This is a genomic window from Actinosynnema pretiosum (assembly GCF_024171695.1).
GTDB classification, from domain to species: domain Bacteria; phylum Actinomycetota; class Actinomycetes; order Mycobacteriales; family Pseudonocardiaceae; genus Actinosynnema; species Actinosynnema pretiosum.
In genome coordinates this window covers 1-19,130 of record NZ_JAMTCF010000006.1, presented here as the reverse complement: position 1 = coordinate 19,130, position 19,130 = coordinate 1, and the positions used below count along the sequence as shown (strand labels likewise).

The 19,130-nt window shown below is 72.8% G+C and carries 15 protein-coding genes; 8 read left to right on the top strand and 7 right to left on the bottom strand.

Features of this window, described 5'->3' with window-relative positions; genetic code table 11:
- The first annotated feature begins 1 nt into the window (after position 1).
- The 8 genes from LV78_RS13465 to LV78_RS13430 all read left to right on the top strand — a co-directional run bounded on the left by LV78_RS13465 (position 2) and on the right by LV78_RS13430 (position 11,599).
- On the top strand, positions 2-1,921 hold the full coding sequence (locus tag LV78_RS13465; RefSeq protein ID WP_253845598.1) for a TrbL/VirB6 family protein: 1,920 nt from the start codon (positions 2-4) through the stop codon (positions 1,919-1,921).
- A complete protein-coding gene (locus tag LV78_RS13460; protein WP_253845597.1) occupies positions 1,918-3,057 on the top strand; it encodes a PrgI family protein in 1,140 nt (379 codons plus the stop codon). The genes LV78_RS13465 and LV78_RS13460 overlap by 4 nt, the downstream gene beginning before the upstream one ends.
- Complete coding sequence (locus LV78_RS13455; protein ID WP_253845596.1) at positions 3,057-4,940, top strand: VirB4 family type IV secretion system protein; 1,884 nt, start codon at positions 3,057-3,059, stop codon at positions 4,938-4,940. Before LV78_RS13460 ends, LV78_RS13455 begins: the two co-directional genes overlap by 1 nt.
- A 31-nt stretch (positions 4,941-4,971) precedes the next feature.
- A complete protein-coding gene (locus LV78_RS13450; RefSeq protein ID WP_253845595.1) occupies positions 4,972-7,503 on the top strand; it encodes a type IV secretory system conjugative DNA transfer family protein in 2,532 nt (843 codons plus the stop codon).
- A gap of 24 nt (positions 7,504-7,527) precedes the next feature.
- Positions 7,528-8,589: a replication-relaxation family protein gene (locus LV78_RS13445; protein WP_253845594.1), complete on the top strand. Its 1,062-nt coding sequence runs from the start codon at positions 7,528-7,530 to the stop codon at positions 8,587-8,589.
- A 4-nt stretch (positions 8,590-8,593) separates the two neighbouring features.
- Positions 8,594-9,553 (top strand): C40 family peptidase, encoded by a 960-nt coding sequence (locus tag LV78_RS13440; protein ID WP_253845593.1) that lies wholly within the window; start codon positions 8,594-8,596, stop codon positions 9,551-9,553.
- Positions 9,554-9,654: 101 nt separating this feature from the next.
- Entirely contained in the window at positions 9,655-10,716 is a 1,062-nt protein-coding gene (locus LV78_RS13435) for a hypothetical protein (RefSeq protein ID WP_253845592.1), read from the top strand.
- A gap of 208 nt (positions 10,717-10,924) precedes the next feature.
- Positions 10,925-11,599, top strand: coding sequence for a helix-turn-helix domain-containing protein (locus LV78_RS13430; RefSeq protein WP_253845591.1), 675 nt, complete (start codon positions 10,925-10,927; stop codon positions 11,597-11,599).
- Positions 11,600-11,740: 141 nt separating this feature from the next.
- Here LV78_RS13430 and LV78_RS13425 read toward each other — a convergent pair whose 3' ends face one another.
- The 7 genes from LV78_RS13425 to LV78_RS13395 form a co-directional block, all read right to left on the bottom strand.
- Positions 11,741-12,757, bottom strand: a complete 1,017-nt coding sequence (locus LV78_RS13425; RefSeq protein ID WP_253845590.1) for a DUF4192 domain-containing protein — start codon at positions 12,755-12,757, stop codon at positions 11,741-11,743.
- 94 nt (positions 12,758-12,851) lie between these two features.
- Positions 12,852-13,685, bottom strand: coding sequence for a hypothetical protein (locus LV78_RS13420; RefSeq protein ID WP_253845589.1), 834 nt, complete (start codon positions 13,683-13,685; stop codon positions 12,852-12,854).
- Positions 13,686-13,758: 73 nt separating this feature from the next.
- On the bottom strand, positions 13,759-14,472 hold the full coding sequence (locus LV78_RS13415; protein ID WP_253845588.1) for a hypothetical protein: 714 nt from the start codon (positions 14,470-14,472) through the stop codon (positions 13,759-13,761).
- A 239-nt stretch (positions 14,473-14,711) separates the two neighbouring features.
- Positions 14,712-16,472 carry a hypothetical protein gene (locus tag LV78_RS13410; RefSeq protein ID WP_253845587.1) on the bottom strand — a complete coding sequence of 587 codons (1,761 nt, stop codon included), beginning with the start codon at positions 16,470-16,472 and terminating at the stop codon, positions 14,712-14,714.
- Between the two features lie 31 nt (positions 16,473-16,503).
- Positions 16,504-17,664 (bottom strand): AAA family ATPase, encoded by a 1,161-nt coding sequence (locus tag LV78_RS13405; protein ID WP_253845586.1) that lies wholly within the window; start codon positions 17,662-17,664, stop codon positions 16,504-16,506.
- A gap of 826 nt (positions 17,665-18,490) precedes the next feature.
- Complete coding sequence (locus tag LV78_RS13400) at positions 18,491-18,760, bottom strand: AfsR/SARP family transcriptional regulator (RefSeq protein WP_253845585.1); 270 nt, start codon at positions 18,758-18,760, stop codon at positions 18,491-18,493.
- Between the two features lie 24 nt (positions 18,761-18,784).
- A partial coding sequence (locus LV78_RS13395; RefSeq protein WP_253845584.1) for a transposase occupies positions 18,785-19,130 on the bottom strand: 346 nt, incomplete at its 5' end.

Sequence of the window (19,130 nt, the reverse complement as noted above, 5' to 3'; positions counted from 1 at the left end):
GATGCGCCCGCCGACAACAACCGCGCCGCTCGGCCGGGTGCTGGTGGTGCTCGCCTCCAGCCTGCTCGTCCTGCTGGCCAACGGCGCCCACCTCGCGTCCGCCGAGCCCGGTGACCCGCCCCAGGTCGCTCGGCGGTTGGCCACGACACCGGGAGAGCAACCACCACCCAGTTCGCCTCCGTGTTCCGGGTTGGGCTGCATCCCCCAGCCGAGCACCACCGCGCCACCGACGACGCCCGGCGCCACGCCTCCAGGTGAGGACGCGCCGGACGAGGACGAGTGCGGGATCACCGACATCGCCGCCTGCGTCACCGGGGCCATCAACTCCTTCTTCCGTGGGCTCGTCACCGAGGCGCTCAACCCGCTGCTCGACCTGCTGTCCACCTCGCTGCTCACCACCCCGATGCCGGACTCGCTGCCGAGGGTCGGCGAGCTGTGGAACAACTCCTGGCAGATCCTCCTGCTCTGCTACGGGCTGCTCGTGGTGGTCGCGGGCGTACTCGTGATGGGCTACCAGAGCATTCAGACCCGGTACTCGATCAAGGAGTTCGCGCCGCGCCTGGTGCTCGGATTCTTCGCCGGGGCGCTGTCGCTGTGGGTGGGCACGCAGGGCATCGCGGTGGCCAACGCCTTGGTCGGCGCGATCATCGGCGACGGGGTCGACGCCGACTCCGCGGGCGAGATGCTGCGCAACCTGGTGCTCGGGTCGTTCAACGGTCCGCTCTGGGTCGTCTTCACCGGCATCTTCTTCGCCGGGATGCTCGTGGCGGTCCTCGCCACCTACGTGGTGCGGGTCCTGCTGACCATCGTCCTGCTGGCGGGCGCACCCCTGGCGCTGATGCTCCACGCCACCCCGCAGACCGAGGGCGTGGCCTACTGGTGGTGGCGGGCCTACGCCGGTTGCCTGGCCATCCAGCTCGGCCAGAGCTTGACCCTGATCACCGCCATCAAGGTGTTCCTCGCCCCCGGCGGGTTCACCTTGCTCGCCCCGACCATGACCGGTCTGGTCAACCTGCTCGTCGCCCTCGGGCTGATGTACGTCCTGTTCAAGATCCCGTTCTGGGTGCTGGCCTCCCTGTTCGGTGGCGGCAGGGGGCTGGTCGGGTCCTTGACCCGTGCCGTCGTCGCCTACAAGACCTTCGGGCTGCTTACGCGCAAGGGCGGCAAGGGCGCCACACCTCGTCCTGCGGCTAGCCGGAAGAGCAGCGTCCGCAGCGGTCCGCCCGACCCGTACGCCGCCGCGCGCACCACCGCCGACGGGCAGTACGTGCTTCCCCTCCAAGGGCTGCGACGCACCCGTGCCACCACTCGCCGAAGCCCCGCCGCCGCAGCGAAACCGTCACCTGCCCAGGGGCGCCAGCTGGTGCTGCCGCTGGGGTCCGACTGGCCGGAGAACAAGCCGGTCCTCGGACGCGATGGCCAGTACCGGCTTCCCTTCGACGTCCAGCGGGTGCCGCCGGTCAAGTCCGTGCCGGGAACCCCTCCGGACGCCACGCCATCCCAGCGCAAACGTCGCGTCGGCAGGCAGCTCCCGCTGCCGTTCGACCCGTACCAGGGCAACCGCCCGGACCGGTCAGGCCAGTACCCGCTGCCGTTCGACGGCCTGGTCAAGGCGAAGCGCCCCGCCGCACCTCAGCCCCCGCCCACCCCGACACCGCCGCGAGCACGGCGCGCGGTCCAGCCCGAGCTGCCCTTCGATCCTTACAAGAACAACCGACCCGGTCGCGACGGCCAGTACCCGCTCCCGCTCGACGGGCTCCAGAAGGCACCCGCCCCGCGCCCCGCTCCCGCACCGCCAGCTCCCGCCGGACGTCGCGCCGCCCCGCCTCCGGGACGGCAGCAGCGGCTTCCGCTGGACCTGCCCAAGCCGCCCGCGCCTCCACCACCGCCATCACGTCCCAAGCCCAGGGGTAGGTCATGACCGCACCCGTTCGCATCCCGGCCGACGTCGACATGCACGACCGAGTCCTCGGCCCGCTGACCGCTCGCCAGCTCGCCATCCTGGCCAGCGCCGCCGCAGTGCTCTACCTGTTCTGGTTCACCACCCGCTCGTTCCTGCCCGTCCAGGTGCTCCTGGTGCTCGTGCTCCCCGTGGCCGCTGCCGCCGCAGCGATCGCGCTGGGGCGCAAGGACGGGCTCCCGCTCGACCTGCTGCTCGTGGCCGCGATCCGCCAGCGCCTCGCCCCGCGTCATCGGGTCGCCGCGCCGGAGGGCGTGCGGGCCGCGCCGGTCTGGCTTACCCGGAACGCTCGCCACGGGGAAGCCGGACAGCCCGACGACCGCCCCCGCGCCACCGGCGGTGAGGAGGTGTCGCCGTCGGCGCTGCGCCTCCCGGCGGAAGCGGTCACCGAGACCGGAGTGGTGGATCTGGCGGGCGACGGCCTGGCGGTGGTCGCGGTCGCCTCCACGGTGTCCTTCGCGCTGCGCACACCGGCCGAGCAGGAAGCGCTGGTGGCCACGTTCAGCCGCTACCTGCACTCGCTCACCGCCCCGGTGCAGATCCTGGTCCGCACGGAGCAGTTGGACCTCTCGGCCCAGATCACCGAGCTCCGGGAGTGCGCGGGGGCGCTGCCGCACCCGGCGCTGGAGGCCGCCGCGCGCGAGCACGCCGACTTCCTCGCCGAGCTGGACCAGCAGTGCGAGCTGCTGCGCCGCCAGGTGCTGCTCGTGCTGCGCGAGCCGCTGGACGCCGCGGCACCGACCGACGGGCTTGGTGGCCCTGGACCGCTGGCGGTGCTCAGCTCGCTGGTGGGCAGGCGGCGCGAGCGGGCCGCCGCGCAAGCTGACCCAGGCGCTCGGCGGGCAGCGGAGGCACGACTGGTCCGCCGCCTCGGCGAGGCGGTCGAGCTGCTGGCCCCGGCCGGGATCGTGGTCGCGCCGCTGGACGCGGGGCAGGCCACGGCCGTCCTCGCCGCAGCGTGCAACCCGGACCGGTTGCTGCCGACCTCGGCCGTGCTGGCGGGCGCCGACGAGGTCATCACGACCTTCGACGCGGGCGACGAGGACTTCGACGACGAGACCGAGGAACCGGACGACTACCTGGGGAGGCGGTCCTGATGGTCTTCCGCGCGCGCCGCGCCCATGACGGGCAGGGAGCCTCCGCGTTCACCCCGGACGCCCTGTCCGTGTCGGCCCGGCACCTGGAGGTCGGGGGAGAGTGGGTCGCGAGCTTCGCGGTGACCGGGTTCCCCCGCGAGGTGCACCCCGGCTGGTTGGCCCCGCTGCTGACCTACCCCGGACGCCTGGACGTGGCGGTGTACGTCGAGCCCATCGACCCGGCCACCGCAGCCAGCCGGTTGAGGAAGCAGTTGGCCAAGCTGGAGGCCGGGCGCCGCCACACCGCCGAGCACGGACGTCTGCTCGACCCGCAGGTCGAGGCCGCCACCGAGGACGCCCACGACCTGTCCGCGCGGGTCGCCCGAGGCGAGGGCAAGCTCTTCCGCGTCGGGCTGTACCTGACCGTCCACGCCACCTGCGAGAAGTCACTGGCCGACGAGGTCGCTGCCCTGCGAGCGCTGTGCGCGAGCCTGCTGCTGGACGCCAAGCACACCACCTACCGGGCCCTGCAGGGCTGGGTGTCGACCCTGCCGATGGGGCTTGACCTGATCGGCATGAGGCGCACGTTCGACACCGCCGCGCTGGGCGCCGCGTTCCCGTTCACCAGCCCGGACCTGGCCGCCTCCGACCCCACCTCGACCGCCGCGCCCACCGGCGTGCTCTACGGCCACAACCTCGGGTCCCAGGGGCTCGTCCACTGGGACCGGTTCGGCGACGGGATGCACAACCACAACAGCGTGGTCCTGGGACGCAGCGGCGCGGGCAAGTCGTACCTGGTGAAGCTGGAACTGCTGCGCTCGCTGTACCGGGGCGTCGAGATCGCCGTCGTCGACCCGGAGGACGAGTACGCCCGCCTGGCTGCGGCGGTCGGCGGGACCTACGTGCACCTCGGCGCGCACGACGTGCGCCTCAACCCCTTCGACCTGCCCGTCCACACCCGGCCCGACGGGCGGCGCACGGCGCCCAAGGACGCGCTGCTGCGCCAGTCGCTGTTCCTGCACACGGTCGTCGCCGTGCTCCTGGGCGAGGAGCTGGACGCCGCCACGCGAGCGGCGCTGGACCGGGCGATCGCGGCGACCTACCAGTCGGTCGGGATCACCTCCGACTCCCGCACCTGGACCCGCCCCTCACCCACGCTGCGCACCCTGCGGGACCAGCTCGCACGCACCGGGCAGGGCGGAGAGCAAGCCGCCGCCGAGCTCGCGGCCCGGCTGCACCCGTTCGTCGACGGGGCCTTCAAGTCCCTGTTCGACGGCCCGAGCAGCGGCAGCGCCGAGGGACACCTGGTCGTGTTCAGCCTGCGCGACCTCGCCGACGAGCTGAAGTCCATCGGAACGCTGCTGGTGCTCAACGCGGTGTGGCGCCGGGTCTCCAACCCGGCCGTCCGCCGCCCCCGCCTGGTCGTGGTGGACGAGGCGTGGCTGCTGATGCGGGAGCGGGCGGGAGCCGAGTTCCTGTTCCGCATGGCCAAGGCCAGCCGCAAGTGCTGGGCCGGGCTGACGGTGGCCACCCAGGACACCGCCGACGTCCTCGGCACCGACCTCGGCCGCGCGGTCGTCGCCAACGCGGCGACGCAGGTGCTGCTGCGACAGGCCCCGCAAGTGGTCGACGAGGTGGCAAGGGCCTTCGACCTGTCCGCCGGGGAGCGGGCGTTCCTGCTGTCCGCCGATCGCGGGCAGGGCCTGCTGTCCGCAGGCACGCAGCGGGTGGCGTTCCAGAGCATCGCCTCGCCGACCGAGCACTACCTGGTCACCAGCGACCCAGCCGAGCTCGCCGCCTACGCGGGTGACGAGCAGCGGGACGACTCCGCGTTCGTCGACCTGGGCGCCGAAGACCTCGACGAGTTCTCCACCGACGACCAGGTCCCGCTCGACGCGGCTTGAGAGCCGCGACTTTCGCATCGGAGGCACCGTCATGCGGTCACGCCCCACCCCGACAGCAGTCCCAGCGTGGTTGGAGGAGTACCTGAGCGATCCCGGCGGCGTCCTCCTGGTGCTGCTGGACCGCGTGCGCGAGTTCGCGCTGGAGCGGGGACCGACCGCGGGCCCGGTGCTCGCGCTGCTCGTCGCGGGGAGCGTGGTGGGCAAGCGCTGGTGGGCGCGTCGCTGCCACGAGCGGCTCCTCGCCGACGCGCGCCAGGTCACCGTGCTCGCGCCGCCGACCGTCGACCCGGCGGGCGGCGCCGCGCTGTGGTCCAACCTCGTCGGCCTGCTGCGCCCCTCGTGGCGGCGACGGCTCACCGGCCAGCCGCACGTGGCCTGCGAGTACGCGTTCTCCGAAGCGGGCATGGCCATTCGGCTGTGGGTGCCCGGCGTCATCCCGCCCGGTCTGGTCGAGCGCGCGGTCGAGGCCGCCTGGCCCGGCGCCCACACCCGTGTCGGGCCCGCCGAGCCCTCGCTGCCCGAGCCCGATGAGGGCCAGCGACGGGTGCTGCTCGGCGGTGAGCTCCGGCTGGCCCGCCACGAGGCGCTGCCGATCCGCACCGACTTCGACGCCGACCCGATCCGCGCGCTGCTCGGGGCGCCGGTCGGGCTCGCTCGCGACGAGCACGCCTGCGTCCAGGTCCTGGCCCGCCCGGTCACCGGCAGCCGGGTGCAGCGGGCGAGGCTGGCCGCCCGTCGAGTCCACCGCGGCGGCCCGCCCAGCATCGTCGGCCAGCTGCTCGACGCCATCACCCCCGGCCCCAGCGGTCGGTCCCGGAGCTCGACCTCGGGGTGGACGAGATCCGGCGCCCTGCACAGCGACCCGCAGACCTCGCTCGAGTACTCGGCGCAGAACCGCGCCATCGTCGCCAAGCAGCGCGGGGCGCAGTTCGAGACCGTCATCCGGTACGCCGTCGCCACCCTGCTGCCCGCCGACGCCGCGAAGGACGAGGTGCGGCGAGCCAGCGAGAAAGGGCGGGGACGGGCGCACGCGCTGGCCTCCGCCTTCGCCTCCTACACCGAGCACAACCACTACACCCGGCGCCACCTGCGCCGCGCCGAGCACGTGCTCGCCTCACGCAGGCTCGGTCGGGGCGATCTGCTCTCGGTGCCCGAGCTGGCCGGGCTGGCGCACCTGCCCACCGACGCGGCGATCCCCGGCATCCAACGAGCCGGAGCGCGAGCGGTCGCCCCACCACCGGGGATCGCCACACCGGGACCGCAGGCGAAACCACTCGGGCGCAGCGACACTGGCCAGCAGCGCGAGGTGGCGCTGCGCGTCGCGGACGCCAGGTACCACGTGCACGTGCTGGGCGCGACGGGGTCGGGCAAGAGCACCCTGCTCGGCAACATGATCCTGGCCGACGTCGACGCCGGGCGCGGGGTCGTCCTCATCGACCCCAAGGGCGACCTCGTCACCGACGTCCTGTGCCGTCTCCCGCGCGAGGCCGCCGACCGGGTGGTGCTGTTCGACGCGGACAGCCGGTCGCGCCCGCCCTGCCTCAACCCCTTGGACGGCGGCGAGACCGACCTGACCGTGGACAACCTCGTCAGCGTGTTCCGGCGGGTCTACTCCGCGTTCTGGGGCCCGCGCACCGACGACCTGATGCGCGCCGCCTGCCTCACCCTGCGCGCCCAGGAGGGGGTGGCCACGCTGGGGGACCTGCCGAAGCTGCTGGCCGACACCGCGTTCCGCAACCGGCTCACCGCAGGCATCGGCGACCCCGTGCTGCGGGGTTTCTGGACCTGGTACGAGGAGCTCAGCGACTCCACCCGCAGCCAGGTCGTCAGCCCGCTGATGAACAAGCTGCGCGCCTTCCTGCTGCGCCCGTTCGTCCGCGACGCCATCGCGGGTGGCAGGTCGACGGTGGACATGGGCGAAGTGCTGGACGGCGGGATCTGCCTGGTGCGCATCCCCAAGGGCTCGCTGGGGGAGGAGACCACCAAGCTGGTCGGCTCGCTGGTGGTCGCGAACACCTGGCAAGCCGCCACCCGCCGCGCCCGCGTCCCGCAACGACTGCGCCGGGACTGCGGGATCACGATCGACGAGTGCCACAACTTCCTGAACCTGCCCTACCCCATCGAGGACATGCTCGCCGAGGCCCGCGGGTTCCGGCTGTCGATGACGCTGGCCCACCAGCACCTCGGCCAGCTGCACCGCGAACTGCGCGAGGGGCTGTCGACCAACGCGCGCAACAAGGTCTACTTCAACGCCTCGCCGGAAGACGCCCGCGAGCTGTCCCGCCACACCGCGCCGCAGTTGTCCGAGCACGACCTGGCGCACCTGGACGCGTACCACGTCGCCACCCGGCTGGTCCTGAACGGCGAGCAGACCCGTCCCTGCACCGTTCTGACCCACCCGCTCCCACCCGCGATCCCCGGCCGTGCCAAGGAGATCCGGACTGCCGCGCGGCAGGCGGCGCGGGCCGCCGCGACCGGGGTCGGGACCTCGTCGACCGGCCTGCCAGGACCCGCTGCCCGAGCGAACCACGCCGCGCGCAACGCCGACCCCCGCCGCAGCTGACCGCACCCACCGGAGGAACCCGACATGATCACCAACCCGACCCGGCAGCGCTCCCTGCGCGGTCACCTGGCCACCCGGCCCACGCCGCGCCAGGCCAACACCGCCGAGCACCAAGCCGCGCTGGCCTGGCACCTGACACCCCGCGACAAGTGGATCGCCCGGATGCTGTGGGAGCACCGCGTGCTCACCGCCCACCAGATCGTCGCCGCGGCGTTCCCCTCGGCCCGCTCGGGGCGCCAGCGGATGCGCGAGCTCTACACGTGGGGCGTGGTCGACCGCTTCCAGCCGTTCGTCACCATCGGTACCGCCCCCATGCACTACGTCCTCGCCCCCGCGGGCGCCACCGTGCTCGCCGCAGAGGACGGCGTAGACGTCAAGGCGCTGGGCTACCGCCGAGACCGGGCCCTCAGCGTGGCCCACAGCCTGCGCCTGGCCCACACCGTCGGGGTGAACGAGTGGTTCACCGCGCTCGTGGACCGCGCCCGGCATCCCCGCGCGGGCGAGTGCACGGCGCTGGCGGCCTGGTGGTCCGAGGCGCGCTGCGCGCACCACTTCGGCGACCTCGTCCGTCCCGACGGCTACGGCCGCTGGCGGGACGAGCAGTGGCAGATCGAGTGGTTCCTGGAGTACGACTTCGGCACCGAGCCGCTGGACAAGGTCGCGGGGAAGCTCACCGCGTACGCCGCCCTGGCGCAGGCCACCGGCATCACCACCCCCGTGCTGGTGTGGCTCCCGACCGCCCGGCGCGAGGCCACCGTCCGCAAGCTGCTGGCACGAGCTTGGGCGGAGCTGGAGGCGCCGAGGTCGGTACCGGTCGCCACCGCGTCGGCGGAGCTCCTCAACCCCGCCGACGCGCACCCCAGCCCCGCCGACGAGGTCTGGTTGCCGGTGGACGTCCTCGCGGACGGCGTCCGCAGGCGGACCCTGCTGGGGCTGCTCGACGCCTGGCCGCAGGTGCCCCCGCAGATCACCACGAGCGGGGAAGCGCTCCCCGAGTCCGCGCGACCAGCGGCGCCCTCGCCGATGCCGCCGACTTCCGCGAGGTCGCAGGACGAGGTCGGGCACGTGCGGCGGGAAAGGCCGTGATCCCGTGCTCACCAAGGTCGCGCTGAGCGCGGCAGCGGGGTTGCTTCTGGTGGTGCTGCTGATCGGCCAGTCGGTGGCGGCGGTGGTGGACGGGATGTTCGGCGGCTCGACGGGCGGGGTGGCGGACTGCGCCTCTTCGGTCGCGGACATCCCGGCTGAGTACTGCCTGCTCTACGGCAGCGCGGCGTCGAGCTGTCCGGGCTTGGACTGGAGCGTGCTCGCGGCGGTCGGCAAGGTCGAGAGCGACCACGGCCGCGCCCCACTACCGGGGGTGCACAGCGGCGAGAACTTCGCTGGTGCCGGTGGGCCGATGCAGTTCCTCGCCGCGACTTTCGCGGGGGTGGTGGCCCAGCACCGGCTCCCGGCCGGTGGCGCGTCGCCGCCGTCGCGGTACGACCCGCACGACGCGGTGCACGCGGCGGCGTTCTACCTGTGCGACAGCGGGGCCGGGCGCGGTGACCTGAGGGCGGCGGTGTTCGCGTACAACCACGCCGACTGGTACGTCGACCTGGTACTCGACCATGCCGCCGAGTACGCGCGGACTGCCGGAACCGGCTGCGGCGGCGAGCCGCCACGAACACCGGCTGCGGTGGACGCCGTCCGGTACGCGTGCGCCCAGCGGGGGCTGCCGTACGTGTGGGGCGGTGACGGGCCGGAGCACGGGCACGCCGGGTTCGACTGCTCGGGGCTGGTCAAGGCCGCCTACGGCGCGGCCGGGATCGGACTGCCGCGCACGGCCCAGCAGCAGTTCGACGCGGGGCCGCTCGTGCCGCCGGGCGAGGCGTTGTTGCCCGGTGACCTGGTCTTCTACGGCACCCCTGGGGCCATCCACCACGTGGGGCTGTACGTCGGGGCGGGGTTGATGGTGAACGCGCCGACGTTCGGCCAGCCGGTGCAGGTCGACCGGTACCGGTACCCCGGTGACGACTACGCCGGGGCGACCCGTCCGACCGGGCTGGGTTAGCCGCAGTTCCCTCCGGCAGGGCCGCCTGCGCGCCGTTCGACGCGTTCGCCTCCGAGCCGGAACGCCGGTCCGTAGCCTGGGGGTGCAGCGAGAGGAGTGAGATGAGCTTCTCCACCCCCTTCCGGCGCGACGACGGCCGCCAGCGGAAACGGCAGGACGAGACTGCGGTCGTCGCTCAGGCGCGGCAGAGCGCGGAGCAGCTCGCCGCGCACCACGAGGACGACGGCGCCGTGGTCGCACGGCCGCAGCGCCAGCAGGAGCAGACCTCGGCCGCCGTGCCTCCCGTGCTCGAACTCCTCCTCTACCACGAGGAGGGGCGGGCGGCGGCGCGTGCCCGCGGCGACGTGCAGCTCGCCTCCAGCGCGCTCGTCGAGGTCGTGCGCGATCTCGACGTGCTGTTGGACAGCGCGGAGGACTACGTGCGCCGGACCGGCCGGGGCAGGTCACGACGCCGCGTGCGGGAGGCCATGCCGCACCTGGTCGCGGTGTCCGCGATCACCGCGCTCCCCTGGGCCGAGGTGGGCGAGTTCCTCGACCTGCCGCCGGAGCGCGTCGAGGGCGTGCTGGCCTCGTTGGCCCGTCACGGCAGCATCGACCCGCCCCAACGGCAGCGGGCGCTCGAGCAGATCACGTGGCTGCGGGAGCAGTTGCGGCAGGTGGTGGTCACCAAGGACCACTCGTTGCTCGATCGGTTGCTGGCCTTGCTGTCCAGGTTCGTCCTGCTTGGGGTCGTCGCCCTCGCCTCGGCGGCCTCGGGGGCGTTCGCCGTGGGCGAGTCGGTGCTCAAGGAGGTCGTCAAGACCGGGGTGGTCGCGCTGGTCGCCGCCGCTTTGCAGGTGGGCGCCGACCACGTGCGGGCGCGAGGCACCGAGCGGGGCCGGCGTGACACCGCGCGGGAAGCGCACACCGCGTTGCTCGCGGAGCTGCCTGCGGCGAGCGGATTGTGGGAGGTGCCCGCCTACGAGGGGGAGCACACCGTCATACGGACGCGGCTGGCGGTGCGCATGTGCGCCGTGCGGGTGGCGTCGATCCCGCTGGACTGGCAGGACAAGTGGCCCTACTGGGACCTGCTCGACGATCTCACCGCGGCGTTGAGCGAGAGCACGCCCGACAGGTTCCGGGTTCAACTGCGGCGATTGACAGCGCTGACCCCGCCCGTGTGAACACCGGCCAGCGTGGTGGTCGATCACCGTTGTGGCGTAAAGGTTTTCTGCCGCTTCCACCGTCCACAAGATTGTTTGGCATTCCGCTTGACTTCACCCGGTGAAGGAAGCGTCCATAGTGGTGTGGCCCGACACCACCGGATGCGCACCGGGGGCCACGGCTCCGGCCGGGGCATGACAACCCGCACGCTCGGAAAGCGAGGCGGTCATGTCCCTCTCCACTGACACCAAGGAAAACGACACCGATGAGAAGGTCTGGTTGACGCTGGTCGACATGCCCCGCAGCAGCTCAGCTCAGATCGCGCTGGCCGCCGGGATCGGTGGCTCCACCGCGCGTAAGGCCCTCGTCCGCTTGCACGATCAGGGTCGGGTGAGCCGGATCTCCGGCGGGATCGCCGGTGGACGACGCACCCCGGACCACTGGTCGGCCGTCGTCCCGGACGACGTTCCCGAGGCGGTCGACGGCATCGACGTGCCCCAGGACGAGGTGCTGCAGGACGACGTCCCGCCCACCCCCGCCCCGCAGGACGACGGCGGACCGGACGACATCGACCACCAGGACGACGCCCCGCAGGATGACGGCGCGGCCGTGGAGGGGACCCCGGTGGCACCGGTGGTGGCCGTGCCGGTGGGTGTCGGTGGCGTGGTGGGGCGGTTGGCACCGGGGGCGTTGCGCGGGATGGTCGAGGACCACCTGCGGGACAACGCCGGTGAGTTCGGTCCGACCGCGATCGGGAAGGTGCTGAACCGGTCGGCGGGCGCGGTGCACAACGCGCTGGAGAAGCTGGTCGCCGCCGGGGTGGTGACGCGCACCAGCGACAAGCCCAAGCGGTACGCGCTGGCCGCGCAGGAAGCGGACGGGGCGACAGGGCGGGGCCGGTAGGCCCCCTGGTAGGTCGGTTGGTCGGTGCCCGTGGTGGTTCGCCGCCACGGGCACAGCCGCGTCCGGGGGCGGGGTTGCGCGCAGAGCCGACCAGCGGCCACGTGGTGGCCGCTGGTGGTGTGGTGCTGTCCGGGGTGTGGGTCAGGTTCCGGTGGGCTGGTGCTCCTCGGTGGTCGTGAGCATGTCGATCGCCCCCCACAGCCGGGCGGGCGAGTGCCCGTCGCGGATGTAGACGCGCAGCAGTTCGACCAACCGGTGGCAGAACCGCACGCGCTCCAGGGCCTCGTAGGCCAGCACGCCCTCCCCGCGCAGGTAGGCGAACACGGCCAGCAGCACCGCCGCCTCGGCGGCCTCGGGCATCGGGCAGGCGCGCAGCAGCTCGCACCACAACCGCTCCGCGTCGGCCGCCTGCACGCCCAGGGCGTAGGCCATGCAGGCGTCGCGCACGCTGTGGTCGGCCAAAGCGAAGGCCAGCTCGGCGACCTCCTCGTCGGTGAGGGGGCGTTGTCGGGCCGGGGTGGCGGCCACGTGGTGGTGCACCAGGGCGATCCTGGCCTCGTCGACGGGCAGCGCGGCGCAACCGGGGGTGGTGGAGTGCCACCGGCCCCGGTCGTTGTCGGTGCTGATGCGGTCCAGGATCGCCGCGCGCCTGTCCACCGCCTCGTCGGGGTCGGGGGCCACCAAAGCGCGCACCGCGTCGAGGTCGGGCAGCACGGACATCCCCCTGGCGACCATCTGCGCGGCCACCACGGTGGAGTCCGGGGCGGGCAGCACCCCGCAGGGGCGGGGATCGGGGTAGCGCGCCCACGACGCGCCGGTGGTGACCTTCGGCGTCCACAGTGCCACGGGGTGTGTGCCCAGCCGGTTCCGGATCGCCGTGTCGATCCGTTCCACCAGGGCGACCTCGGGCAGGGTGTCGTCGTCGTGCCGGTCGGTGACCACGACGATGAACACGTGGTCGGCCGGGTCGTTCCCGAGGTGCGTGATGATCTCGTCGGCCATGTCCGGTGTCGTGGTGAGCGCGCCCAGGTCGCTGCTCAGGACGCGCACGGCCGGGCTGTAGAGCGCGAGCACCACGACCCGGTCACGCGGGTGGTGCCCGAGCAGGGCGGGGATGCCTGCTATCAGCTCGGCGTGGTGGGATTCGTTCAGGGACATGTCTTTCCCCTCGGGGGTCTGGCGGCGTGGTGCCGCTGTCGGTGGTGCTGACAGGACCCGGCGGGGTGGGGAGAGGAGGGCAGGCTGCTGTGCTTCAGCCGGTGATCAGTTCGGTGCGCAGGGCGGCCAGGGGGCGGTCGTCGCGCACACGTCGCCACAGGTACCAGCCGTTGGCCAGGCACCCCTCGACCTCCCCGGCCAGTTCGTTGACCGTGGAGACCTCGTAGGGGCCCGGTCCGTACCGCAGCACGCCGCCCTCGGTCACGATGGCGGTGCGCCCACCGCGCCGGACCGTGTCGCCGACCGTGACCAACCCGGCCCCGACCAGGTCGGACAACGCGTCGCGCGCCGACCGGCACGACTCTTTACCCGCGGCGATCCGCAGCAGCGCGGCGGCCTGCGCCGGGGGCAGGGTGGCGGCGTGGTGCACGACCGCGATCCACCGGGCGTGCAGGAAAGCCCCGAGGTTGAGCCCGCGCATGTGCCACAGCACCGCCTCGATCAGGTGGTGCGGCCACCGCACGCCCAGCGACTCGCGCCGGTGCATGGTGTGCCACGCCCCCGAGTGCGCGGCCAGGACCTCCACGTCGACCCGGTCGGCCGCGCCGTCGGCGGGCGGGTGCAGGCGCACCACCAGGTCCCCAGAATGCACGTCGGCGGGCGGCTGTTCCGGCAGCCACACCCCGGCCAACAGGTCGGCGGCGTCCACGAGTTCGGGATCGGCCGGGGCGTCGGTGTCGATGGCCCGCGCCCCGATCACCACCAACCCCCAGGCGTCCTCCGGCATCCGCACGGGCACGGTCTCAGGGGACGCGGGCACCAGGGCGATCGCCGGGGAGGGGCAGAGCGGGGGTGGTGGTCGCCGTGGCGGGGGCGGGGTGTGGGCGTCGCGCAGTTCGTCCAGGAGTGTCCGGTGGGTTCCCGTCATGGCAGTCCCCTCGTTGTCGTCGTCGCCGGGGTGGCCCGGTGGGGAACGGGGCGCAGGGCGGCACGAGCCGGTGTCAGCGGGTGGTGAGCGCCTCGCGCAGGTCGGCCAGGAGGCGGCCGGTGCGCAGGTGTCGCCAGGCGTGCCAGCCGTTGACCGGGTGGCCGGCGATCTCGCCGGCCAACGCGTTCACGGTGGACACGTCGAACTCCCGCTCCCCGTGGCGGACCATGCCGCCGGCGCGCACGGTCGCGGTGTGCCCGTCGAAGGCGATCTCGTCGCCGATCACGACCAGGCCCGCCTCGATCAGCGCGGCCAACGCGTCACCGACCGGCCGGGGACCCGGTTCGGGGACCGGTCCCGGTGCCAGACCCGGCAGGCAGGCGCAGATCTGGGTGGCCGCGATCCACTCGGCTCGCCGCAGGGCGCTGTCGGCCAGGATGCGCATGTGCAGCAGCACGTCCGCCGCCACGTGGTGCGGCCAGCGCGACCCCGACGCCTCCCGCCGGCACACGGCGTGCCACCGTCCCCGGTCGGCGGTCAGGACCTCGACGTCGACGCGGTCGGGGGCGTGGTCGGCCGGTGGGTGCAGGCGCAGCACGAGGTCCCCCTCGTGCCGGTCGGCCGGTGGCGGCGCGGGCAGCCACGTCCCGCCCAGCAGGTCCGTGGTGTCGACGTGCTCCGGGTCGGCCTCGGGCGGGTCGGCGGTGAACCGGATCGGGTCCCCGAGGGCGGCTGTGCCGCGCGCCTCGGTCACGAGCAGCCCCCACGCGCCCGTAGGCGGGCGCATCGGCACCGCGTCCGACCGTGCGGGGACCAGGACCACCGCCGGGTAGGGGCAGACGGGTCGCGGGGGGGATGGCCGGTGGTGCGGACGGTCGGCTGGTGGGGTCCGCCCGCAGTTCGTCGGCGAAGGTCCGTCGGGTTCGGCTCATGGTGATCACCTCGTCGTGGTCGTCGTGGTCGTCGTGGTCGTCGTGCGGGGCGGGGGTTCGGGGGCGGGTGCCCGCCCCCGAACCGGTGGTGTGGTCAGTGGGCGGCGGCGCGCAGGGCGGCGGTGGCGGCGCGGCCGATGGCCGTGGCGGTGGTGGCCGGGTCGGTCAACAGGTGCACGCTCACCCCGGCCAGCGGGGTGTCGTCGGTGTGCGTGGTCAGCCACAGCACCGCGCACCCGGTGGCGCGCAACCGGTCGATCCGGTCCTGCCCGTCCCGACGCGGCACCGGCCGAAAGTCGCCGTCGGAGATCACCACCAGCAGCCGGGCCGCGCCGGGACGGGACAGCCCCAGGACCCCGTCCACCGCGTCCACCGCACCGGGGATGTCCTCCCAGTTGTCGTCGGCGTCGAACTGCGTGACCACCGGGGGACGGTCACCGGGGCCGGTGAGCGGGCGCACGTGATGCCCGAAGATCACCGTCGCGGCCTGCGCGGGAACCCTGGTGTGGTGGACGGCCTCGGCCAACACCCACGCCGCCGACGCCACGTGATCACGCACCGACCCCATCGTCCCGGACACATCGCACGCCACCCCCAGACGCAACGGCGGCACCGGCACCACGCGGCGGGTCACGCGGGTGAACTGCTCGGCGGTCACCACCGCCCCGGCGGCGCGTTGGGCCTCGGCGGCGCGCACCCCGCGCATCCGCACCCGCCCCGGCGGCATCTCCGAACCGGTGCGCACCGCCACCCGCTCCCGCACCCCGGCGGTGTCCAGCGCCCGCCCCAGCACGCGGGCGGCCATGCGCTCGCCGTCGGTGGGCTTCCTGGTGCCCCGCAAGGACGTGCGCCCGTCACGGACACCACCACGACCGAAGACCCGCTTGGCCACCCGGCGGGCCGCGTCGGCGGCGGCCTTCTCCCGCCCGGTCGCGGCGGCGGCGACCGCCGCCGGGTCCAGGGGCGGCACCTCGCGCGCGGCGTTCGCCGCGACCCCGTCCAGCACGGCGGCGACCACACCGGCCAGCACCGACGGCACACCGACACCACCGGGCGGTGCAGGGGCCCCGGCGGAACCCGGCGTCGTGCCAGGGTCCGGCCGCCCGGTGTCGGGGTCCACCCCGACGATCCCGCACCACTGCCGCCCCAGATCGATCATGGTGTCGGCGTCGTCGTCCGCCACCCGCAACGCCGCCCGCCACACCCGCTCAAGCCGCCCGTAGTCCTTTGCCCCCACCACATCCCGCGCCACATCGACCAACGCGGCGACCTCGGCGCGGGTGAGGATCCCGGCGTCCGCCCGCCCCACCAGCAGGGTCGCCGTCGTCGCGGCGTCACGCCGGGTCATCTGCGGGGCGGTGGCCGGGTCCGCGAACAGGTGCAGGTCGGCGGCCACGATCGCCCGCGCGCACGCACGCAACCAGTGCCGGTCGTCCGGGCGGCGGCGCACCTGCGCGGCCTCCATCCGGGGCTCCTCCAACAGGTCGGCGGCCCCGGCCACCCCCGCCGGGGTGCCCGGCGGCGGGTCCCACACGCTGTGCCGGGCGTGCCCGCACTCGTGCACCAGCGCGCCCCACGTCGGCGCGTACCGCGCCCTGTCCCCGATGTCCGCCGGGTCCACGGTGGCCGGGTCCACCCCCAGGTGGTCGCCGTTGATCTCGATCAGCGCGCGGGCCGGGTAGAAGCACGCGGTGCCACCGCCCGCGCCGGGCGCGATGCTGACCAGCAGGTCCTCGCGGTCGGCGATCACCGGGGTCTGGTCGGCCAGCGCGGCGGACAGGGTCAGCCAGGCCGCCCCCGCCGGGAACACGGCGGGACCGGTGGCGGACGGGTCGGCGGCGTAGTGCACGGTCATGGCGTGTGTCCTTTCCGGACGGTCAACGGGGTCAGGGCCTGGCGGGGGTGATCCGGGCACCCAGTGCCAGCGGTTCGATCTCCTGACCGAACGCGTCGCGCGCCACGGCGGCCACCACCGCGCGGTCCTCCTCCGGCGCGACGCCGACCAGGTTCGCGACGGCCGCCTCGATCCCGAGCACGGCCGCGATCTTCTGGAACGCCAGCAACTCGCGCAGTTGCGGTGCCCACCCCACCTCGCCCCGGCCCTGCCGGTGGAACAGGTTGCGCGCCACCCGCACCGCCTTGTCGTCCACGCCCAACCCGGTGGCCAGGGCGTAGTCCGTGGACACCCGCACCTGCAACGAGAACCGCGACGCCAGCGCGTCCGAGAGCACCGCGCCGTGCACGCCGGGGTTGTGCCCGGCCACCACGTAGAACCCCGGCGCGGCGTCGACCACCTCACCGCCGTTGGCCTTGATCACGATCTGACGCCGGCCGTCCATCGCCGGGTACACCACCGCCAACACCGTCGGCGGGATCAGGGTCGCGTCGTCCACGAACAACGGCACACCCTCACGCATCGCCCGCACCAGCGGCCCGTGCACGAACACGAACTCCCCGGCCGGGGTCCTGGTGTAGTCGCCCACCAGGTCGGCCACCACCGTGTCACCGTCGCCCTGCACCGTCAGGCAGTCCGGGAACGCCGCCTCGACCATCGACGTCTTGCCCGTGCCCGGCGGCCCGTACAACAACGCGGGAACCCCCGCGTCGCGCAACCGCCGCAACACCGTCACATCCGGCAACCCCGCCAACGTCCGGGGGTGGTAGGCGGTCCCGTTCGGACGCGACACCGGACCGGTGACCAGGTGCGACGGCCTACCCCGACCACCGGACCTCCCCGGACGCGACCGGACCGGGGGCGTCGCGGCGGCCAGGGTCGACCCGGTCGACCGGTAGGTCAGCGGCGAGATCGACACCACCTCCGCCGCGCCCTGTTCCGCCAACTTCTTCAACGCGTTCCCGATCGCCCCCGACGACCTGCCGGTCCTGGTGGCGATCTGGCCCGCGCTCAACGGCGTCCTGTCCTGGTCGAACAGGACCCGGGCGACCATCGCCCGCAACGCCCCGCTGCCCAACCGGTGAGCTGTCCCGTCGTCGTCCCCGTCCGGGGCGGTCGCGGTGGTCGGGTCGGGTGGAATGGGTGCGGACATGGCGGTTTCCTTTTGCTCGCGTTTTTGACATGGCTCACGCCGGGGGTGGTATTCGTTGTGGGTTCCATTTCCCTGGTGCCATTTAATTATGACTCTGCGGCGGGCGGTTCGCAATGGTTTTCGGGGCCTTTTTAAAGACTCTTTAGTCGGCAATTTTGGTGGAATTTGAGCGATTTGACGGCATGTCGGAAAGAGGGTTTGGGGGCGAGTTCTTACTGGTGGCGCAAGAGGGGGTGGAGCTTGATGGGCGTGTTGTTAAAACAAACTGATGCCAGTGGAAATGAAGTGGCAAGCGAAATGGGGTGAAAAGTCCCAAGGGTGTGAAGTGGGAAGTTTGGACGGGTGCGATTGGGTAAGTCCAGCACCGCCCCCCGATGTCCCCACCTGCTTGCGGTCAAGCGAGTCTGGGTGACCAGCGGATCCTCTTGCGTGGGTGCTTTCCTGTGCTTGTGCAAGGTGGCGGGGGTGGTGCTCTAACCTGTCCCTCCGGAGGATCCTCAAGGGGATCCCCATGTGCGGGGCTGGTCGTTGTACTGGCGTTGAGGAGGGCTCGATTACCCTTCGGTGAGTGCTCTGGTAAGCAGAGTGGAGCCCGGTTTCACCGGGATCGCCTTCCTTGGTCCTCTCTTCTTGGTGACTTCACGGCTGCGGTTTGCTGGAACTTGTCGCGTCTGACTGGGGACCTTTCTCTTTGTGGGACCTCAGTTTGCCGAAAGAAACTTTTGTCTAAAACCGCCGTCCTGCACGATAGCATCGTGAAACGTGATCGCAAAAACATGAAAGAGTATTATTCTCCCGGTTGTCGAAGCCTGAAAGAACTTTTCCGTCATGTCTCAAGAGCTTGACCCGAGTAAGGCGTGCTCTCAGCCGTGTGACGCTGAAGCAACCGGGTGGCCAAGTCGAGGGTCTCTCGTGTCGGCTGCTCGCCGAGCTCGGCGAGCCGGGTGGTCAACAGGGCCAAGGTGCGCGGGATGGCGTCTGCCCGGCCGAGACGGTCCTGCACCCGCATGATGTCCCGGTAGAGCAGGTCGTTGTGCGGGTCGAACACGAGCGCCCGCTCCAGCAGGTCCAAGGTCTGCTGCGGGTCCTGGCGCACCAGGACGCGGGCTAGGGCCTGTCCTCAAAGCCAGATGAGCAGCGTGGCCAGGTCGAGCATGCCTCGATAGGACACGGCGGTCTTGTCGAAGCGGGTGGCGATGGCGCGGAACTGCTTGAGCCGGTTGAAGCAGCGTTCCACCACGTTGCGACGCTTGTAGGCGGCGCGGTCGAAGGTCGGCGGGCGTCCGCCGGCCCGGCCTCGGCGCAGCCGGTTGGCCCTCTGGTCGCGGCGTTCCGGGATGGTGGCCGGGATGCGGCGTCTGCGCAGGTAGGAGCGGATGGCGCGGCTGGAGTAGCCCTTGTCCGCGATCACCCGCCTCGGTCTGGTCGCCGGTCGTCCCGGTCCCGGCCGGTCGAACCGGACACCG